Below are 18,640 nucleotides of genomic sequence, written 5' to 3'. Positions count from 1 at the left end.
TGTTGTGTCCGGCTAACGCCCCCACTCCCAGCTCACACGCGTGTAAAACACCCAGTCATCCTGTTCCGGCACAATGTCGGCCAGGGCATTTGCATAGGTCATATTCACCGAGACGCCCTTAACACCGCTCCAACCAAGGCCCACGCCCGCAGCCTCGGGAGTCTGCGTGGGATTTCTGGAAAGCACGGTGCCTATGTCATAGAACACAAAGGGGTCAAGGGCTCCGCCCAGCACGCTCAGCCCACTGTAATGGGCTTCAAGACTGGTCTGAATGCCATAGTCGCCGCTGATCAGGCCTGGCACATACCCGCGAATCGATGTCGGCCCGCCGATGGAGTAGGCCACAGCACCGGGAATCGCTTTCTCATTGGTGTACTGATAATCCATCTGCACCAGACCGTACCAGTTGGACTGACCTGGCCGGTAATAGCCGCTGGCGTCTCCGGTCAGCACGGCAAAGCTCTGATCGGTTCCGCTGGCTGACTTGTTGTGGGTGCTCACCCAGCCAACCAGTTGTCGGCCTGATAATTGCCAGTTCGGGCCAAACCAGGTGAACTGCGCGCCGGTATTGAGTTTGTTAATGTCATAGTCACTGATATCTTGGCCAAGCACCGACGTTTTCGAAACCGAGTGCATCGCAGAGCCCAGCGCGTTGAGCCAGAAATTACTGGTCGAAATAGCAAGCCAGGATGCATCCAGCGTCAGGCTGACCGAATCCCCCTCAACCGACAGGTCCTTAAAATCCCCCTCAGTCACCTCTGACTGGTTCACCGCGAGGCTTCCACCAAGCCGCCAGCCACTGGCTTTGACCGGTGCGCTATAGATGGACGAGAACGCCTGGTTACCATCCGACACCAGGGCATAGAGCAAGCCCCTGTCACTCCCGGTAAATATGTCCTGGCGGCGATAGATTGCGCCTAGTTCAACTTCACCGGAGCTCGCGTAGCCATAGTTATCGACAAACAGCTCAACGTTATCCTGCAGCGGCTCATCCACCACCACAACGATATCGGTGAGACCAAAATCCTTGCCTGCTCGCAGCTCGGCCTGCAGCCGGGCGTCGTTGACCCGATTGAACTTGAGAATATCGCTTTCCAGCGCTTTCATATCGAGCAGTATTGTATCTTCAGGCAAGGGCGCCCATTCGCGCACATAAGGGCCTGGCAGATAGCTGTTGCCTTCAATAAGCATCTCGCCCAATTTTCCTTCACCAGACGGATGATCACAACACCGCCTTCAATTGCCTGCTTGGGGAGTAACGCAGTGGCCGTATAGATGCCTTTTGCCTGATAGGCCGCGTTGATCTGTGCCACCATCCGATTCAGGTCGGATAACCGCGATTCCTTGCCAAGGTAAGGCAACACGATTGTTTTCAGCTCCTCCGGAGTAAACAGCTCTGATTTGGTAAAACGCACACTTTTGAGTTCAAAAGAGGGCCCCTCATCGGTTGTTTCTATTACATCAGGAGCAACCAACGGCTGTTCACGCTCCTGAATCTCCCGACGTTGTTGCAGGTCCTGTTCACGTTGCAGCAGTTCCCTTTCACGACTGGCGGGGTCGGCAGCCGGTGGAAGAGTTACCGCATACGCAATCGGGGCGAGCATGCTGAAGATGATAATCTGCGGAGCGAGACGCCAATAATTCATTCAATATTCCTGATTGATAGACGAGGGTCCATGATCGATTGGCTACCTGGAAGAAATTTCCAGTAAAATCTCGTCTGCCGGCGGTACGTCAGCCTCCCCGTTCAAGTTTTGCTCTGCGGTGTTTACGGTCTGTGAACCAAAGTTCACTGTGCGCTCCGAGTAGCTCGAGCTCTCCGGAATACTGAAGCTCGTTTCTAACAGCGGGGGCTCGCGCATCCGGGTTTGCATGATGTACTCCGCGCTGAGTCGCTGCGCTGAAAGCTCTTCCAGCGCCTGCGGCACTTCCAGCCGGTAGAAAAACATCACCAGTGGGTCACTATAGCGGCTTACGCGGGCATTGGTACGCAGCTCAAAGCCCCGGGTGTCAAGCCAGAACTCTGTGCCCGGAGCGACCAGCTGCCCACTCACATCCCGTGGACGCAAGTCATCATTGTTCAGGCTCAGAGTCAGGTCAGCGGTTTGCATTTCCAGACTGTCCAGCACCACGGCTTTGTCCAGATTCAAATCACCATCCACGCTTAACGAGCCTTCTTTCGATTTGAACCTGTCAATATAAAGTTTACGGGTATTAACCACCTGCACATTAATTTCATCTGCGCTAACGCCCTCGAATCCTTGCAGCGACATATAGGTGCTGACCGCCCCTTTACTGTCTACGCCGACATCAATCGTGGGCGCTTCCAGTGCCAGAGGTCCACCACCATTTAACTCAATCTGACCAATCCTCAAGCCCTGGCTGGAGGCCAGCTTGCCTTGCTTCATGATGATCGAGTCGCCGTCGATAGCGCCGTCTATCCACAAATAAGGATTTCCAATCAGTTCGCCAAAGCTCAGGCTGCCAGCCACTCTCAATATCACATTGCCATTGGGCGCCCGCAAAAATGGCGAATAAAGGCCTCGCTCTGCGACAATATTGATATCGCCATTCTGGGTTTCCGCCGACAACCAGGGCATATCCACCACCAGCGGGTCACCCATGCCGGTGACGGCGCTGATACTGCCCTTGGCCCGGGGTCCGGTGGCACGCAGGTGCACCGGCGTGTCCTTACGCCCGGTAATGGTGCCGCCGCTGTTCAGGCGGACCGCATCATCGCCATTCCACGACGTTTCCAGTGCCGCTAACTGCATGTCACCCGCAGTGTTAATACTCACCTGACCCGCCGCGTCAAGACGTGAGCCAGAGCCCATTGCCAGAGTTTTCGCATTGATTGCCGCCGATGCGCCCGCATTGACCGGGCCATCAAGGCTGATGCTGCCCTGAGTCGAGTCAATATCCAGGTCACCATCGAAGCTCAATGCCTGCAGGGTCAGGTCGTCGACTGCCGTCAGCGTGGCATTGCCACGCCCCTGCCAAGTCGAGCCGATGTCCATGCTGATGCTCTGGGCATCGGCAGTCAGTTCACCCTCGGCATCCACGGCGCCTGAAGTGGTCAGTGCACCCGTGGCCAGCAAGGCCAGATTACCGGTAGTTGTCGACAGATCGCCGACGCTGAGCGCACCGGCCGTCGCGTCCAGCGTTGCGCTGCCCGCACGGATGGCCGCTGCCGCCAATTGAATGGCAGAGGCTGAAATCGCCAGATCGTCTGACACCGTGACCTGCGGTGCTCCGTTGGCACCAAGCGCACCCGCCAGATCAAGGCTTAGACTGGTAGCACTCAGATCGCCCCTCAGATCCACGTCGCCCACGGACGTCAGATCGAAGCGCTGAGCTATGGTCACATCCCCCAGACTGAAGTCTGTGGTATTGCGCACATCCAGCCAGGCATTGGCGGCGTTTACGGTAAGCTCGCCAGACCCGTTCAGCGTCAGATTCAACCCGTTGGCCGAACTTCCGAGATCACTCAAGCCCGCGTCCAGTGCGATGTCTGAACCCTGCAAGAAGTGGTTGGCGTCGTAGCCGAGTATGTTCTGATCATTGAACAATGACAGAATGCCGCCGGCCGCCACGGAGCCAACCCGCAAGTCGGCGCCACTGTGGCTGAGGTACAGATCATTGGCCGCACCGGCCTGACGCAAGGCCCCCGAAAGCTGCACACCCATGGCCTGGGTAGCCGAACCTATATCACCCTGGGTATTGGCCAGGTACAGATCATGCGCCTTGATATTGTTGACCCCGGCTTGCGCCGCTATTGCGCCATCAACGATCAGACGGACATCATCATTGGCAGAGGCTATTTCACCGACCGTCAATGAGGAGGCCGACTCGATAAAGATGGAATCACGGGCGGCCACATTGAGCGCGCCAGAGGTATCAACCTTGATCGGATCAACCTGTTTGACCCTCAGAGTGACCTCGCTGTCGGTAACGACAGTGGAAATATCACCCGGTCCAGCCGACAGCAGCGCAGACTTTTGTTGATTGGTAATGGTTGCCGTATTGTCACGCGGCACACTGAAAACCACATCTGCCAGGTTCCTGCCAACGCTCCCGCTGTTGGCCAGCAGATGAATATTCGAGGAAACGATGTTGGCCTCACGATCGGTCAACTGCCCCGCCGCATCGGCACTCAAGGCCGCAGCGGAAATACTGATATCAAGCTGGCTCTGCTTCCAGGTCGAGCCTTCGACCATCTTGGCATACCAGCTGCTGGCCGCATCGATCTCCAGCCGGAAGCTGTCATCGTAGGCGCTGGTCAACAGAACGCCATAGTCGTAGCCAACCAAGGTGCCTTTTTGCTCCTGACCAACTGCATCGGCCACATTGGTGTAAGTATCCGGCGTGGCAACCTGATCAACGAACCAGGCGTCCAGTGCCTGGTACTCAGCTTTCACCCGCGCTGTCACCTCGGCAAAATCCGATGTGTTGTAACGGATTTTCATCGCATCCAGGTAAACCGCATCAATCGCAAAACCGCTATTGCTGGCATCACTCAGACGCTGCTTGAGCATCCAGTACGTGTGGTACTTGCTGTTGAATTGATTTTCATAGGCCGTCACGGCACGTTCGCCGGCAGTGCCATTGAGCAGGTTCAGGGAATCCCATACCGAGGCCTCATAGGCCAATTCTTGCTCCGACTTCTGTTGCTGACCAAGCGCATTGGTCAGGCTGCCATTACCCAATCGAAGAACAACATTGTCATTGGCCTCGATGCGCTCAACCTGCAGATCACCCGTAGCCTGGGAAACCACAATATCGTTAGCTGCGTGCAGAGAGACCGCTCCAGTAGAGGCGATATTGACGAAGTTGTAGGTTGCCGGGTCACCCAAGGCACCCAGACTACCGATACTGCCCGACAGACTGGTGAGATCGATGGTGTTGGCCGAAATCAGCGTGTTGCTATTCTTGGCGACAATGCTTCTGTCTGCGGTGCCTACGATGCCGTATCTGGCCGAGAGCTTATCGATGACCAAAGCCGAGCCCATGGCCGTAGCGTTGAAATTCACTGAGCCATTATCCGACTGCAAGGAAAGCTCGTTGGTGGTGATCGCCAACGAATTTGCGCTGCTGCCGATATCGCTATTGGCCTGAATACGGGTGATACCAGAGGTGATCGATGAGGCACTGGATGCGGTGAAACCGGCATCGGTAACGATGCTGCTGGTACCGCTTGGATTGTAGATATTGCCGGTCAGTTGGATCGGAGCACGGGAGTCGACGCTGATATTACCCTCTGCCACACCGTTGAATTGAAAGAGGATCGAGTGATCCGCCTTGACGTAGGTATGGGCATCCATATCCATTCGGGTTGGGATGCGTACAGTGGGGTCAGCATTGGTCAGCCCGGTACCATAATAGGTGCTGTAGCTGATATTCCAGCCGAAACCGGTGACGGACTGGCTGCCATAGTCATAGGTCTGCTTCAGATATTGCGCAGCGACGCCGCCGGAGCAGGCCTCGGGCTTGAGGGCACAGCTGGTAAAGTAGCTGGTCTCGGTATTCCAGTCCGTGGAGTAAACCCAGTCGCCGACCGTGGTCGGATACTTCGACAGATAGCCATCTGCCGGACGGGTATAGGATCGACCGACGGTGGCACCTTCGCGGATGTAGAACAGCTGCCCGGCCAGCGGGTTGTAGGTCATGCTCGAGGTGGTGCCAGTCCCGCCATAATTGCCCTTGAATATCGACGACTTCGGATCGAGATGTGATACCGCCCAGGCATCGGTCTGATACTGACTGATCTGATTGCCCGGGTTGTGGATATACCATTGCGACACCGTGCTCGACTTGTTCAGATCGGTAATGCGGATCACACCCGTGGCATCATCCCCAGCGCTCAGCCTGCCAATATTCAGCTGAGTATTGGAGTCGTTGTTGATGGCGATCTGGCCCAGTCCATCCTTGACGATGATCTTGCCGTCCGCCCCGGTCGAGGAAATAGCCGCACGAATGGCTACATAACCGCCACCGCTGACCGGCACATCGTCAATTCCCAGCGTCCCTGAGCCAACGTCGTACTTGAGTTTGATATCCGAAGTACCTGCGGTTTTGGCAATATCGAACGTATAGGTCTTGTTCACATAGAAATACGGGTTGAAGTTCACCAGCCAGGGATAGGGCTGATAAGCTGGATTGATCACCCGCAGGGTTTTGGTTTCTCCGGGCGTCAGGCTAATGGTGTCGCCTGCCGACAGACCTGTATCTTTGACAAACTGCTGAATCTTAGCGTCGAAGCCAGCGCCCACGTTGACCGACCAACTGTTGTCCGTACCCACCACGATAGCGCCGTTGATGTCCAGCCGCTTGGCATTGATGATGACCTTGTTGGAGATGATCGAGGTGCCGGTCGAACCGAGCTGACTTTTCACCTGAGCGTAGCTTGCGGTTTTCGTTAGCCTATTCTGGTAATCAAGCACCGGCTGGAACTTCCAGTATTGCCCACCGCGCGAGCTGTCGTTCGTGGCCATGAGGAACACCACAGGATTCGCCCCGTTATATTCCGCAGCATCGCTGAAGCCCCAGTTGAAATAGATGTTCATCTCGTCGTAACCGTAGGACGACGACTGGTAGTAGGGATTCTGAACACCACCGATGCTCAGGGCGCGACCGGTAAACCAGTCGTTGAATGCAGAAGCGCCCGTGGCGCTTATCGCCGTTGAATACTTGTCGTTCAGATAAAACTGCACGAAGTCCGTGGCGTCTGTAGGCTTCCACTGACGAGTGTAATTGACCAGCGCACCGGGGTCTCGTCCATAGGCTTGCTCAATGTTCGGGCTATTCAGCAGCAGGCTGCCGTTCTCTACATTGAGGTTGACCGCATTCGCCTGAATCAGCGATTGCTGAATCAGGTCCCCTTCGGCTACCGCGATATTCACGCTCGACAGCAGGTTGGTGATGTCGCCATTGACGATGACGTCGGCGCTCTTGAAGTTCGCCCCAGTGGGTGCGTGATTGACGTAAACGCCGGACTGGTTGCCTGCCTGCTCATCGATAAAGACACTGCCAAGATTGGCGCCGCCGTTGATGAACACATTGCCACCTGTCTGGTTGGCTATCTCCAGATTCGCCAGCATCAGGTGGCGGTCGGAAAGGTTGTCGATGGTAATGTTGGCATTACCCTTAGCCGTAAAGCTGGGCGTGCTGCCAGAGGCCATGTTGATCGAGCCTGCGGTAAGGCTGACATTGCCGGCCGAAGCCCGAACATCAGCAACCTTGATGGCGAAGTTTTCCACCGGCGACAAGTCATTAACGATGGCCGACAGCAGCACCACCTGGGTCTGCAGATCGTTGATCTCGTTGGCGTAGGGGTTGGTGCCAACACTGATGACGTCTGTGCTGTCGGTACCACTGCTGCTTCCGGCACCTGTGCTTGTGCCATCACCGTCGCCAAGGGTGGTTCCTTCGGTTACCGTCTGTGTGTTGTCCCAGGCTTGCAATGCCACGATCTGTGCATTCAGATCATTGATATAAATCTGTAGTTCAGCCCGCGATGAGTACTTGTCAGCCTGCTGCTCCGCGCTGCCAAATCGATACAACTGACGGGTGATGCCTCCAGCCTGGTTGATACTCACCGACTGATAGGCATATTGCCCCGCAGTCACGCGGCCATCGCCATTGAAGGTCAGAACATTGGTTGCGGCCTTGTTGCTGGAGCCAAAGGTATTCTCGGTGCTGAACAGCTCCAGGTATGGGTTCTTTTCGACACCGGTGCCTTTGGCGCTTAGCGCCCCTTCGATGGCGCCAATAGCCACATGGCCGTCACTGCCTATAACGAAGTTGTTGCCGAACACCACAGTGTTGTCGAGAACGATATCGCCCTCGGACTTGTTGCCGGCCGGAATCGGGACCGCCGTCCAGTTGTAAATATTGCTGCGCGCATCTGCCACCAGTTGATTCTGATTGAGCCCATCAGAGCCACGGCCAGCAAACAGGCTGATCTGGTCATAGGCATCAATCACGATGTTGTTGCCCAGCGTCAGGGTGTTGTCGACATCCAGGTGCACATCGCTGACACCGCCAGCCACGCCAGCCACTGCCCACACGCTGACATCGGCCTCGGCCGCCGCACTGCCCCGTGAATAGGTACCCAAGCCTATCTTGCCCCAGGCATTGCGCAACTGCACACCGTCACCCAGGGTAACCTGGTTACGCGCCACCACATCGACATCCGACTCTGCACCGGCGCCCTGCAAGGCACCACCCACTTCGATCACTGCTTTGTCATATACGAAGAACTCGGTGCCGGCATCCAGCGTGATGCCGTTACGATAGCCATCGTACATCCAGGCCAGATCGGATATTTTCAGTACCGCACTCTCGCCAACCTCTACCGCCGCCAGCAAATGCTTGATGTTCTGGCTGGACAGGGCGGCCGTACCATTAGCACCGCCGCCACCCGCGCCATACACGCTGGTGGTGTAACTGGTGTCCCAGGGCGTTTGAATCTGCCGGGCCTGATTCAGTGCATCAATATCTATATCCAGCGCATTCAGGCTGACGTTCTTACCCAGCACCACCTTGACGTTGGTATCGACCTCTACATCCGAAACAGCGCCTGAGCCGCCCACCACAGAAACCGTGGTCGAGTCAGTGCCGGCAAAAAAGTTGACTTCATTACTGGCACGGATGATCACGTTCCCGGCGTCGATCGGTACTGTGCGGTAGCCGCTGAACCAGTCATCTACCAGCACCGCTGCCGCATAGTTGCCACTGGCGTGATCGCCCGCCTCGACCACGGCTTCCGCCGCACTCCCGGAAACAAAACCGCCACCACCGGCGGTCGTGAACGACTGGTTTTCATTCTGGCTGCTGGCATTCAGAATCAGATTACCGGTGCGCTCAAGAGTGGCATTCGGATCCTTGCCGAACTCAACTCGGGTCGAGCTGAAAGATTCCGCCAGGCCAACCTGATAGCCGCCGGCAAAGGCACCAATAAAGTAACCATCGGCATCAGCGATCTGTACGCCGGTATGCCGGGCGTACACTTCGAAGTCGGCATCCGGGATGGAAACATAATTGCCAACCCTGGCCACTGACTGCGCATTATTGCTCGCGCGAGCTTCGGCGCCGGCCACACCCAACATCAAGCCACCGGATGCCGCGAATGCAGCAGCATGCGCCGCCTCATAATCGGCATCGGATCCATCGCCGACTTCACTGCGAACCACTACATCACCGCTGCCGGTGAAGGTCACACCATCGGCCACGGTCGCCCGTGCTTCGGCGTCGGTCATGGCGTAGGCAAAGGAGCCGCCCATGGAGTAGCCGCCGGAGACCGTCACACCGTAGGCGCTGGAGTAAAGCTCAGGCACCACCTGCGCAGACAGGCTGAGCAGCCCGCTGCCGGTGCCAATGGTGCCGAACAGCGTGGCATTGGCATGTGAGTTGTCGTGGGCATCAGTCACCACGCCCTGAATGCCCGCAGAAATACCCCCGGCCAGGGAAAACGCTGTGCTCTTGACCAGACCAGAGCTGTTGGCGCTGACGGTCATATTGTCATATCCATCGACCAGCTTGCCGGTCTCGCCCAGCCAGGCATCCACTTCGCTGGCCTTCTTTACGTAACCGTAGCTCACGCCAATCGCAGCAGTGCCCAGATTCACGTTCAGCGAACCGTCAGTCGCCGAGTCTGGCCGGCCAGGATCGACATCACCGAGGCGCAGCTCTGTGGTATCCATCGCCGTAACGATCAAATCACCCGTATCTGAACCGCTCGCAGCGGAGACGCCAGCGACGACCCGGTTGGCCGCACGGATATCAACATAGTTGACCACCACACTGATGCCGCCCAGGCCAATGACGACCGACTTGGATTCCCCGGCAGCATCTTCATCGGACACGTTCTCGATCGTGGCACCCACCACCACATTGTCAGCCGACAGAGAGCTGTCGACGGTGGCAATACTCATGTCATACATACGTGTAATGCCGATCACGCCAGCAATACCTGCCGCCGAGATTTGCGCCGCGCCCAACAATTGATTGTTATGCAGCAAGGCACGGCTGTTCACATTCAGGGTATCGACGTCGATCACGCCACCGGAGATCCGCGCGGCGGTGACACTTTCACCCGACAACTTCAGTGACTTGCCGGCATCGGTGGCCGTGGTAGTAGGCGGTGCTGAAGTGCGCTCGAGGGTTGCGCCGGACTCTGACTCGATGGCGGCGACATCATCGCTGGACAAATGCGTATTGAAGCTCGCAGTGTCCGCCTGCAAAACAGAGTTTGCCACGTCCCGTGATACGTCAAATTCGTCTTCGGCATTGGTGCCATCATCTGCGGTGGTATCACCTTGACCAAAGAGCGCAACACCAATGCTGATCGCCGCGCTGAATTTGCCCGCTGCACCGGCGATACTGGTCAGATCGGTCTGACGCTGCGAGGTGGCATCGATATCCAGCAGACCCGCCTTGATATCCGCGCCCACCACTTCACTAACCACCTGAGTGCGTCCCAGCACCACGTTAGCGACGGCGCCAATACCTACCTTGGCACCCACACCTACCCCTAGGGCGAACTGTCTGGCATCGAGAATTTCCTGCGCACTGAGGACCACACTGGTCGCATCAGCGACGCCGTCCTTGCCGCGAATTCGGGTGCTGTAACCGCCGACAACAGGCTTGCCAAAAATGCCGGCTCGCGTCTCACCACGAAATTCGGTGACATCGATCATTGCCGCTGCGCCAAAACCTGCACTGATGCCTGCGCCAAAAGCATGGCTGTTGACGTTCTCCAAGCGCTGGGCATCTACTGTCAGGCTGCCGACGTTGACCAGAGTGGTGCGCGTATCCGCTGCGTCATCAAGGTCGTTACCGATCAGCGCCTTACTGTCGCCGCCGATAATATTCACGGCAAGGCCAAAGCCAACTCCAACCTTGCCACCGATGCCCACGGCACCGGCGGCCACATTGGCTTCCTGGCGACGGTCCGAGCTGACATTCAAAGTGTTGGCGGTAAGGGTTCCGCCACGTAACCATGCTCGTGTGGTGCCCAGTTGTTCGGTAATCACTACCGAGGCCGCGCCGCCCAGACCGCTGCCACCGGCACCCACTCCGGCGGAAACCGCCTGAGCTACTTTCGAGCTATTGCCACTGATTGTGGCCGCATCAGCGATCACTGTGCTGTTAGCGATAGTGGCTTTGGCCGACTTTTTCTGACTGTTGGTGGCGAAGCCGCCGACGCCTGAATTCTTGCCCGAGATGGCGATGCCCGCCGAAACAGCGAGACCCGCTTCGTGGGCGTTGGCACGGACCAGCACATCAGCACCGCCCTGGTTGCTCACACCGGTATTGATCACACTGTTGTTGATGCTTGCGGTGGTTTCGTTGGATGAGCTATTGGTAGCCACATTGACGCTGATTGCCAGCGACTCGGCACCCGCGCCACCCACGGTAATAGCTTGCTGCTTGGTGCGGCTGGTGGCGTTGACCGCCAGTCCGTCGACGCTTTGCGTGGATTTGTCCAGATTGAGCAAGGAAAAACCGGTCGTGAGTGCGTCGCGGTCGACCGGACTGGCATTGGTATCGTCACCGTCGTCCTCGGCCTGACCCGAGGTCGATAGATCCGGCAGCGTGCCGTAATTGGCCAGCGCTCCGCTGTCTACGGTCATGCTCGCACCTTTGCCTTCGGCAATGACGTTGGCATTGTCTATCGACGCAGAGGTGTTGCCGTACTCCAGCGCAGTCGCTATCGCCACTGCCCCGGCCCCGTTACCCAGACCAATACCCAATGCGCCACTGCCAACCAGGTTTTCGCTGTACGCGTCGGCATTGACCAAGACACTGTTCCAGGCCTTAACGCTGGCACCTTCTGCGATGCGTGCGCTGACATCACCATCAACAATGCCGGTACTCACTGACCCGGCGAGTGCGCTCTGCTCGGGTGAGGCCGCGACCCCGGCGCTGATGCTCAGCAGCCAGTTGTCACGTGCGGCATCGACAATCAGATCCTGCACCTTCAACGAAGTGCTACCGACCGAGACGTTGTCGCCGAGTACGGCCGCTTTGACATCCGAATCGACCCGATTGGTTGCCACGGCGATACCGCCGGCAGAACCGCTGCCAGAACCTGCACCCATCCAGGCAGTCGATACGCTGTCGGTAAAATCATACGCCTGCACAGTGACCTTGCCGCCTCTGTCGGAATTGGCATCGGTACTACGATTGGTCCCTACATCCTTGATGCCCGCTTCGACCAGCTGATCCACATTGTTAACGCCGAATGCGCCGGCAAAGGCCAATCCGGAACCACCGGTAGCGCCGATAGCAATAGCATTGCCAACCAGCAGGTTGTGATCGTCAGAGGCTCCACTGGTAGCCTTGACCCGTACATTGCCCGAAGCCTGCAACGCCGTATTTGCAATATAGGCTTTGGTTGAGTGCTCGTCGGTGCCCACCAAATTGAGTGCGACCGCCAGGCCGCCTGCTGGCCCAGTAGAATCCGGTGTACCCACTGCCACTGCACCGGCGACGTTGATCATATCCATGTCATTGGTCGCGGTGACGGTAACCGTCTCGGCATTGATGCTGCCGCTGTCTGCGCCATCCCAGTCGCCGATTTCTGCAACGATGCGGTTGTTCAGGCGGTTGACCGCAACCGAACCCACCCCTGCATATTTGCCGGTACTGACGCCGACGCCAATGGCCACGGTATATAACAGGGAGTTGTCGCGCGCGTTGACGGCCACATCGGCCGTGCTGGCTACGCCCTGATTGATGTTGACGTCCGCCATGCGTGCCGAGGTATCACTCTTCACATCGGCATGGGCATAGGAAAGGCCCGCATTGCTCTTGCCTGCCTGCACCACACCGGCCACAGCAATGATGCGCTTGCCGGCCGAGCTGTAGTTGTAGCTTGACTCGCTGCCATCCTCGGCCGTGAATATGTGGGTATTATCAATGACGTCCGCACCACTGAAATCGTAATCATCATTGATGGTGCTGCTACCCAGGTTACTGAGCTGCGTGTCCAGCGCAGCATCGTCTTCACCACTGGCATTGACTTTAAGAGTCCTCACGCCATTGACGTCGGTCTTGCTGATCAAGGCCTTGGTGTCGGCACCAATCGAACCCACGGCAAAACTGCCGGTGAAACCCTGGGAGTTTTCCACGCCGCCATTGTAGCCACCGCCCGCAGCGCCAATACCAATCCGGTTCACCGCACTGGCAGAAACGATAATAGTGTCAAGGCCGGTCAGCGTGCTGCGTGCTCCGTCACCGCTGATGACCGCCTCAACCGCAGAGCCGCTGTAGACATCTTCGTTGTAGGCCGTGCTCAGGACATTGTTTGAGTCGGGATTGATCCCCGGCAGCATGGCGCTGGGGTCATTGATTTCAGCAAAGGTAATCGCCAGCCCGCCACCATTCTTACCGCCCAAATAAAGTGAGCCACCACCCACGCCGATCTGGGCATTGTTGTAGGCAGATACCTCAAGGTTTCTACCACCGACGGTTTTGCTGATGATCGAACTGTCATCGATACGCGCCGAGGTACCGTCGTAGATTTGCGCCCCGGAGATCGACAGTGCGCCGTTGTTGCTGTTCTGGGTATTCTGCGCCGAGCTGGTGACGGCCAGCGCCAAAGCCACCGACGTGAGCTCGCCGCCATGCAGTGCCTGCACCTTTACATCGCCGGCATTGCTAATAGTGCTGTTCTGGATACGCGCCAGCGCGTCATTGAAGCTGATCTGATACGCAATTGCACCGGCGATGGTGTTCTGATTGGACGGTGAATTAGCTCCCAGCTTGGCAATGGCTGCGCCACCCGATGCCGAGGCTGAAATCACTTTTTGCAAGGCCTGTACCGTTACATTTACTAATCCCGTTTGCGATCGACCGGTGATCTTGGCGCCATCGATAAACGCCTTGGCATCCAGGTTATTGACCGACACTGTCAAGCTACCGGCAGCCGCAAGGCCTGTCTTGTTGGGATCGACTGGCGCACCACCACCTGCTGGAGGATTAGCCTGATCGTTCGAGCCATCACCAGCCGCACTGCCAATGGAGGCAGGACCTGCACCATCGACTGCCTCGATGGCGCCTGCCGCTGACTTAGCGCCTAACGCGCCATACCAGTTCTCAAATCTCTCCGCCAATCCTGGGTTATTATTGGGCTCAGTGTTAACGGCACCTGCCACGGCCAGTGAGCCGTTGGTGCCTGCACTGCGCGCCCGTACGCGAACTTCGTTGGCCTGAATACCGGGCTGCGGCACAAGCGGCGCAGGCGTTGTCGGCGCGCCGGGGGCAGGCTGCGAACCATTTTTGAAACTGACTTTGGCCTGCTCGCCGCTGTTGTCGCCGATGAACGCTTTGGTATCGCCCTGGGCTATATTGATCGCCACGGACAGACCCATGGCCGATTCATCAGACTTGTTAAATGCGCCCGACGCGGCCCAGTTGCCAAAGTCATGATCGGCCAGTACTTCCAGACCTCTGGTATTGACGCTTGCCTGATTGCTTAGGGAAGCATGGGTGAGCGATTCGCTGTTGAGAATCGCCAGCACGCCGTTGAAGCCTAGACCTTTGCCCGAACCGGAAGACGGCGTGATCAGAAAGTGACGCTCGTCCGTGTGCGCCGCGATACGCACATCACCCTGTGTTACCAGCGCCGAAGCGCCGATCCCGGCAACGGCGGTCGCTGTCTGCTGGACAAAACTGACGCTACCACCGACGGATTTACCCTTTTCATTGGTGCCATTACCGTTCGGCAAGAGCCCAAGGGTGCCCAGGTTACCAGCAAGGTGGACGCTTTCATTGAGGTTGTAGGCTTGCACATCTACGGAACTGATGAAGTCGAAGCTGTAATCAATGGTTTTGAAAGGGATCGTGGTATCAAAAATAGCGGGGGCTTCGAGATTACCGGCAACCACCCGGCCTGCAGACCAGCCAGTCGTACCCGTGGTCGTGAGTTTGACGTTATTGCCAATCCAGGCTTTGGTATCCAGATCGTTCACGACCACATTAAGCGAACCACCCGTAGCAGAGTTATCTGCTGACGTGCCCGCATTGGCAAAGGAAGAAAGAATATTATTCTGCATTCCACCGATGCCGTTGAACTTGTTCAGCACATCAGAGAAAGAGTCCCACGTGTCATAGCTGCTGCTGATCGGCACTTTTTGCTGGGCTAGAACACCAACATTGGCCGCTGAAATTTCCACGTAGTCGCCGATTTCGGCCACGGCATCGCCACTGTTGATAGCGAAATTCAAGGCGACTGCCAGGCTCTTTTCCGACGAGCCTGTCTTATTACTACCCTCGGTGCGGCTACTCGGCGAAGCCACTGCGGCCTCAGCCGACGTGCGCCATGCACCCTCGTCATCACCATGGGCTGCATTGTCGTTGCCGCCGGCAATTGATGCGTTATCCGTACCGAGATCAATGGCACTGGCCAGCAACAGATTGCCGGTGGATTTGATCTTCGGCGCTGCGGCCTGTCCAGCAAGGTTGTTACCCAGAAAAGCATAGGCTTCGTGATCGGACAGGTTCATGGTGAAGGCCAGCCCGCCCTTGAAGGAGATCTTGCCATCACCGTCTTTGGGTACCTCTGTACCCGCCGGCTTTTTCGTATCGATGAGGTTGTTCACGCCATTTTGCATGGCCGCGAGGCCCGCAATCGGCTTGGCACCGACGGTACGGAAAAGCGTATTACTACCCACAGTGACAGCTGACTTCACTTGCTGGTGCACAGTGCGATCCAGGGCAGTGATGCTTACATTACCGGTCTTCTCGGTGTCGGAGCCCAGTGATGCGCCCATTTCTGCGGTGGCATTGGTATTGAAATCGCCAACCGCAACGGCAATGCCGTACTCGGTATCCTTCAAACCCATGGCGCTGGCCGAGACCGAGTAATAGTTCTGATTCTCTGCTGCCAACACCAGGCTGCTTGCGCCGAGCACAGCACCGCTCTCAATCACGGCGGTTGCATCCACATCTGACTCACCAACGGCAATGGCTACAACCACCTTGTTGGCGTCCGCTGCAATCACATCCAGCGCGCTGGCCGCTATGAAGGCTTCGTTGTGGGCAGTTACCGTCAGATCGCCGCCTGACTGCACAATTGCACCGCTTTTGATTCTGGTTGTACTGGTCGCATCACTGGTGTTATAGATGGCCGAGAGGGATCCCTTGCCGCCGGAGGTGTTGATCTGGCTGGCCTGGCTCAGTGCATGGGATTCAGAGCCCAACTTTACATTACCACTGGCCTGCACATCCGCCGTGCCTTCCACGTTGACCGTCGCTTCCGCATCAGCCGCCATCAGGTAAAAACCTGCGCCGGTGAAGGGGCCCAACGCCATGATGGTCAGACCCGCAGCGGGGTCTTCATAGAATGACGCAATCGCCTTGCTTTGCGCTGTAGCGGTCACATCATTGGCATGCACTTTACCGGCGAGCGTAACGGACGACTCGGCAAGCGCCACGCCAAAACCGATCTCCTGGGTGTTGCTGGCGGTGAGCGTGACATTGCCACTGGTGTTGGTGGTGACCTTGTCGCGGGCATCCAGCACACCGGTGCTCGTGATTTCAATGCTGCTGGCTTCGATGGTGATACCGCCATCGGCCAGCAGGTCGCCGGCAATCATCGCATCCCCGGTGCCCAGGGCGCCGTCCGCTACAATGTGAATGGTACCGCCGTCTTTAACCAGCGCCGTGGGCGCTTTGTAGTCACCGGTATTCACCACCGCCGTTGTCACATAACTGGCACCAAAGGCACGACCGGCGATCAGCTTGCCACTGTTGGTGACATTGACTTGGGCGCCCTGAAGATCAATACCGTCTTTGGCGTTGATCTTGCCTTCGATGGTTATCAGGCCTGTGAGTGAGGTGGTCAGTGAGTCATCGAGATTCTTGTTGCCCGCGATGAGATCATCAATATCACCGCTGGTGGGTGTGCGTACAGTCAGCTGGCCAACGTTGACCACGCCTGACGGGCCGACCAGAAAGCCGTGGGAACTGGCAAATACAACGTTGCCGCCGAGAGTGCCATTCTGATAGCTGTTCAGAACGCCGTGAATTTCCGGTGTACTGTTCTTGACGATGTTAACCAGCCTGGAGGCATTGTCCGGCACGGTCAGGTTAACGGTGTTGACTCCGCCCACGACGAAGTGTTGAAACACGTTGACCGGCACCCCGTTGACGGTATTGGCGTTCTGGATGTTCTGAACCGAGCCATTGGTGGTGATACTGGCCGTATTGGCATCTACCACAATGTTGTGCGCCGGCGCCGCCAGCGACACGGCCGAAAGCAAAGTTCCCCACGCCGCGGTTCGCGCCGTCAGCGTTCGTGCAAATGGCCGGCAACGACCCATAGCCAATACGAGTGGATGGTGAGGAAACTTCATTTTGTGGCCCAATCTGTAATGGTCATGGTACAGCGTTATTCGGCAGAGCCGAGGCGGGTAAAGCTGATCGTCATCCAATTACCACAAAACATTTACCAGATGATCAGGAGCGGGTATTGAGCTTGTCGCTCAAGCGCGCGATAGCGCCGAGGGAATGTAGGTGGGCATACGCCCAGGCGAGATACCCTTTACGGAACCACTGTGTAACAACGTCGTCTTCCAGCGTCATGAGTTTGTTCTCGTCTATTACGAACAAACCGTCCAGGCGCAACGGTTTCTGGTCGGCCGTTACCACCTGCAAGACGAAAGGTTTGAATAGATCCGCTTCGGACGCCGCCTCACAGAACTCACGGGTGCGCAGGTGCTCTGCATCAAAGTTTGTTACAAACTCGATGATCTTGTTCAGGGTGTCGGTATAGGCACCGTCATCGGCAAACAGAAGATTGCCCTCGGCCTCACCTTCAGCGGCCGCCTCCAAATCTGCTTCCGCCAGGCCAACATAGTCCGCATCAAAACAGACATTTTTGTCGTTGCTCAACACAAACGGATAACGGCGAATAAAGGCCGGCGTGTAGTTGCCCTGCCATCGACCACTGTCGTCGACTTGGTCGTGGCCCTGATTCTTCAAGGAGAGCAAGGCAATGGGGAAGTACGACCCATCCTTATCCTGGCTGAACAGCACAGGAAGATCGCGACTGGCCTCAAAGAACTCGATGGCCAGAAGAGGTACCGAATTCACATCGCGGGTGAACCCGAAGTCTTTCACCGGCGAAAAGCGGATGCTCTTGTGGGCATCTTTGTTTAGAACCGTAGGCCGTTGATAGAACAAAAGTTCAGGCATTCTGGACCCCAATTGCTTAACTTATTGTTAAGTTATGAATATGGTTTATATCGCGTCGTGTTACAAAAAGATACAAATCGATAGCAAGCGTTCAGAATTCCCCAGAGCTCAGGGCTGAATTAACCACCACACAATAAGAATTCAAAGAGCGGAGAAAAGTGACCAACGTCAGATTTGATGACGGTTGCAGCCGTTTCTTCCCCGCCAGACCAAAAAACCGGAAGGAAATATCATGGCTAATCCTGCAGCAATCTTTTTTGTAACAGACTTACAATGCGTTCATCTATTATGACTTTAAGGGATTCCGAGTTAGTCGCAAACACGCTGCGCTTACTAAAAGTAGTTAGGGTTGCACCCTAATTTTATGGCAAATGGTAAAGCGAGGTTTTTTCTTTTTACACACAAAAAAGCCAGATCAGTGAATCACTGATCTGGCTTT

Annotated in this window: 4 protein-coding genes; all 4 read right to left on the bottom strand. The window is 56.6% G+C overall.

Annotation, left to right across the window (positions count from 1 at the left end; genetic code table 11):
* Positions 1-12: 12 nt before the first annotated feature.
* Entirely contained in the window at positions 13-1,191 is a 1,179-nt protein-coding gene (locus ABA45_RS05025; protein WP_157035522.1) for a ShlB/FhaC/HecB family hemolysin secretion/activation protein, read from the bottom strand.
* Positions 1,104-1,646, bottom strand: coding sequence for a POTRA domain-containing protein (locus ABA45_RS05020; protein ID WP_048384566.1), 543 nt, complete (start codon positions 1,644-1,646; stop codon positions 1,104-1,106). The genes ABA45_RS05025 and ABA45_RS05020 overlap by 88 nt, the downstream gene beginning before the upstream one ends.
* Before the next feature lie 42 nt (positions 1,647-1,688).
* Positions 1,689-17,360 (bottom strand): leukotoxin LktA family filamentous adhesin, encoded by a 15,672-nt coding sequence (locus ABA45_RS05015; protein ID WP_084708274.1) that lies wholly within the window; start codon positions 17,358-17,360, stop codon positions 1,689-1,691.
* Between the two features lie 103 nt (positions 17,361-17,463).
* Positions 17,464-18,201: a SapC family protein gene (locus tag ABA45_RS05010; RefSeq protein WP_048384564.1), complete on the bottom strand. Its 738-nt coding sequence runs from the start codon at positions 18,199-18,201 to the stop codon at positions 17,464-17,466.
* Between the last annotated feature and the right edge of the window lie 439 nt (positions 18,202-18,640).

Source organism: Marinobacter psychrophilus (assembly GCF_001043175.1).
GTDB classification, from domain to species: Bacteria; Pseudomonadota; Gammaproteobacteria; order Pseudomonadales; family Oleiphilaceae; genus Marinobacter; species Marinobacter psychrophilus.
This window is presented reverse-complemented; position numbering and strand designations above follow the sequence as displayed.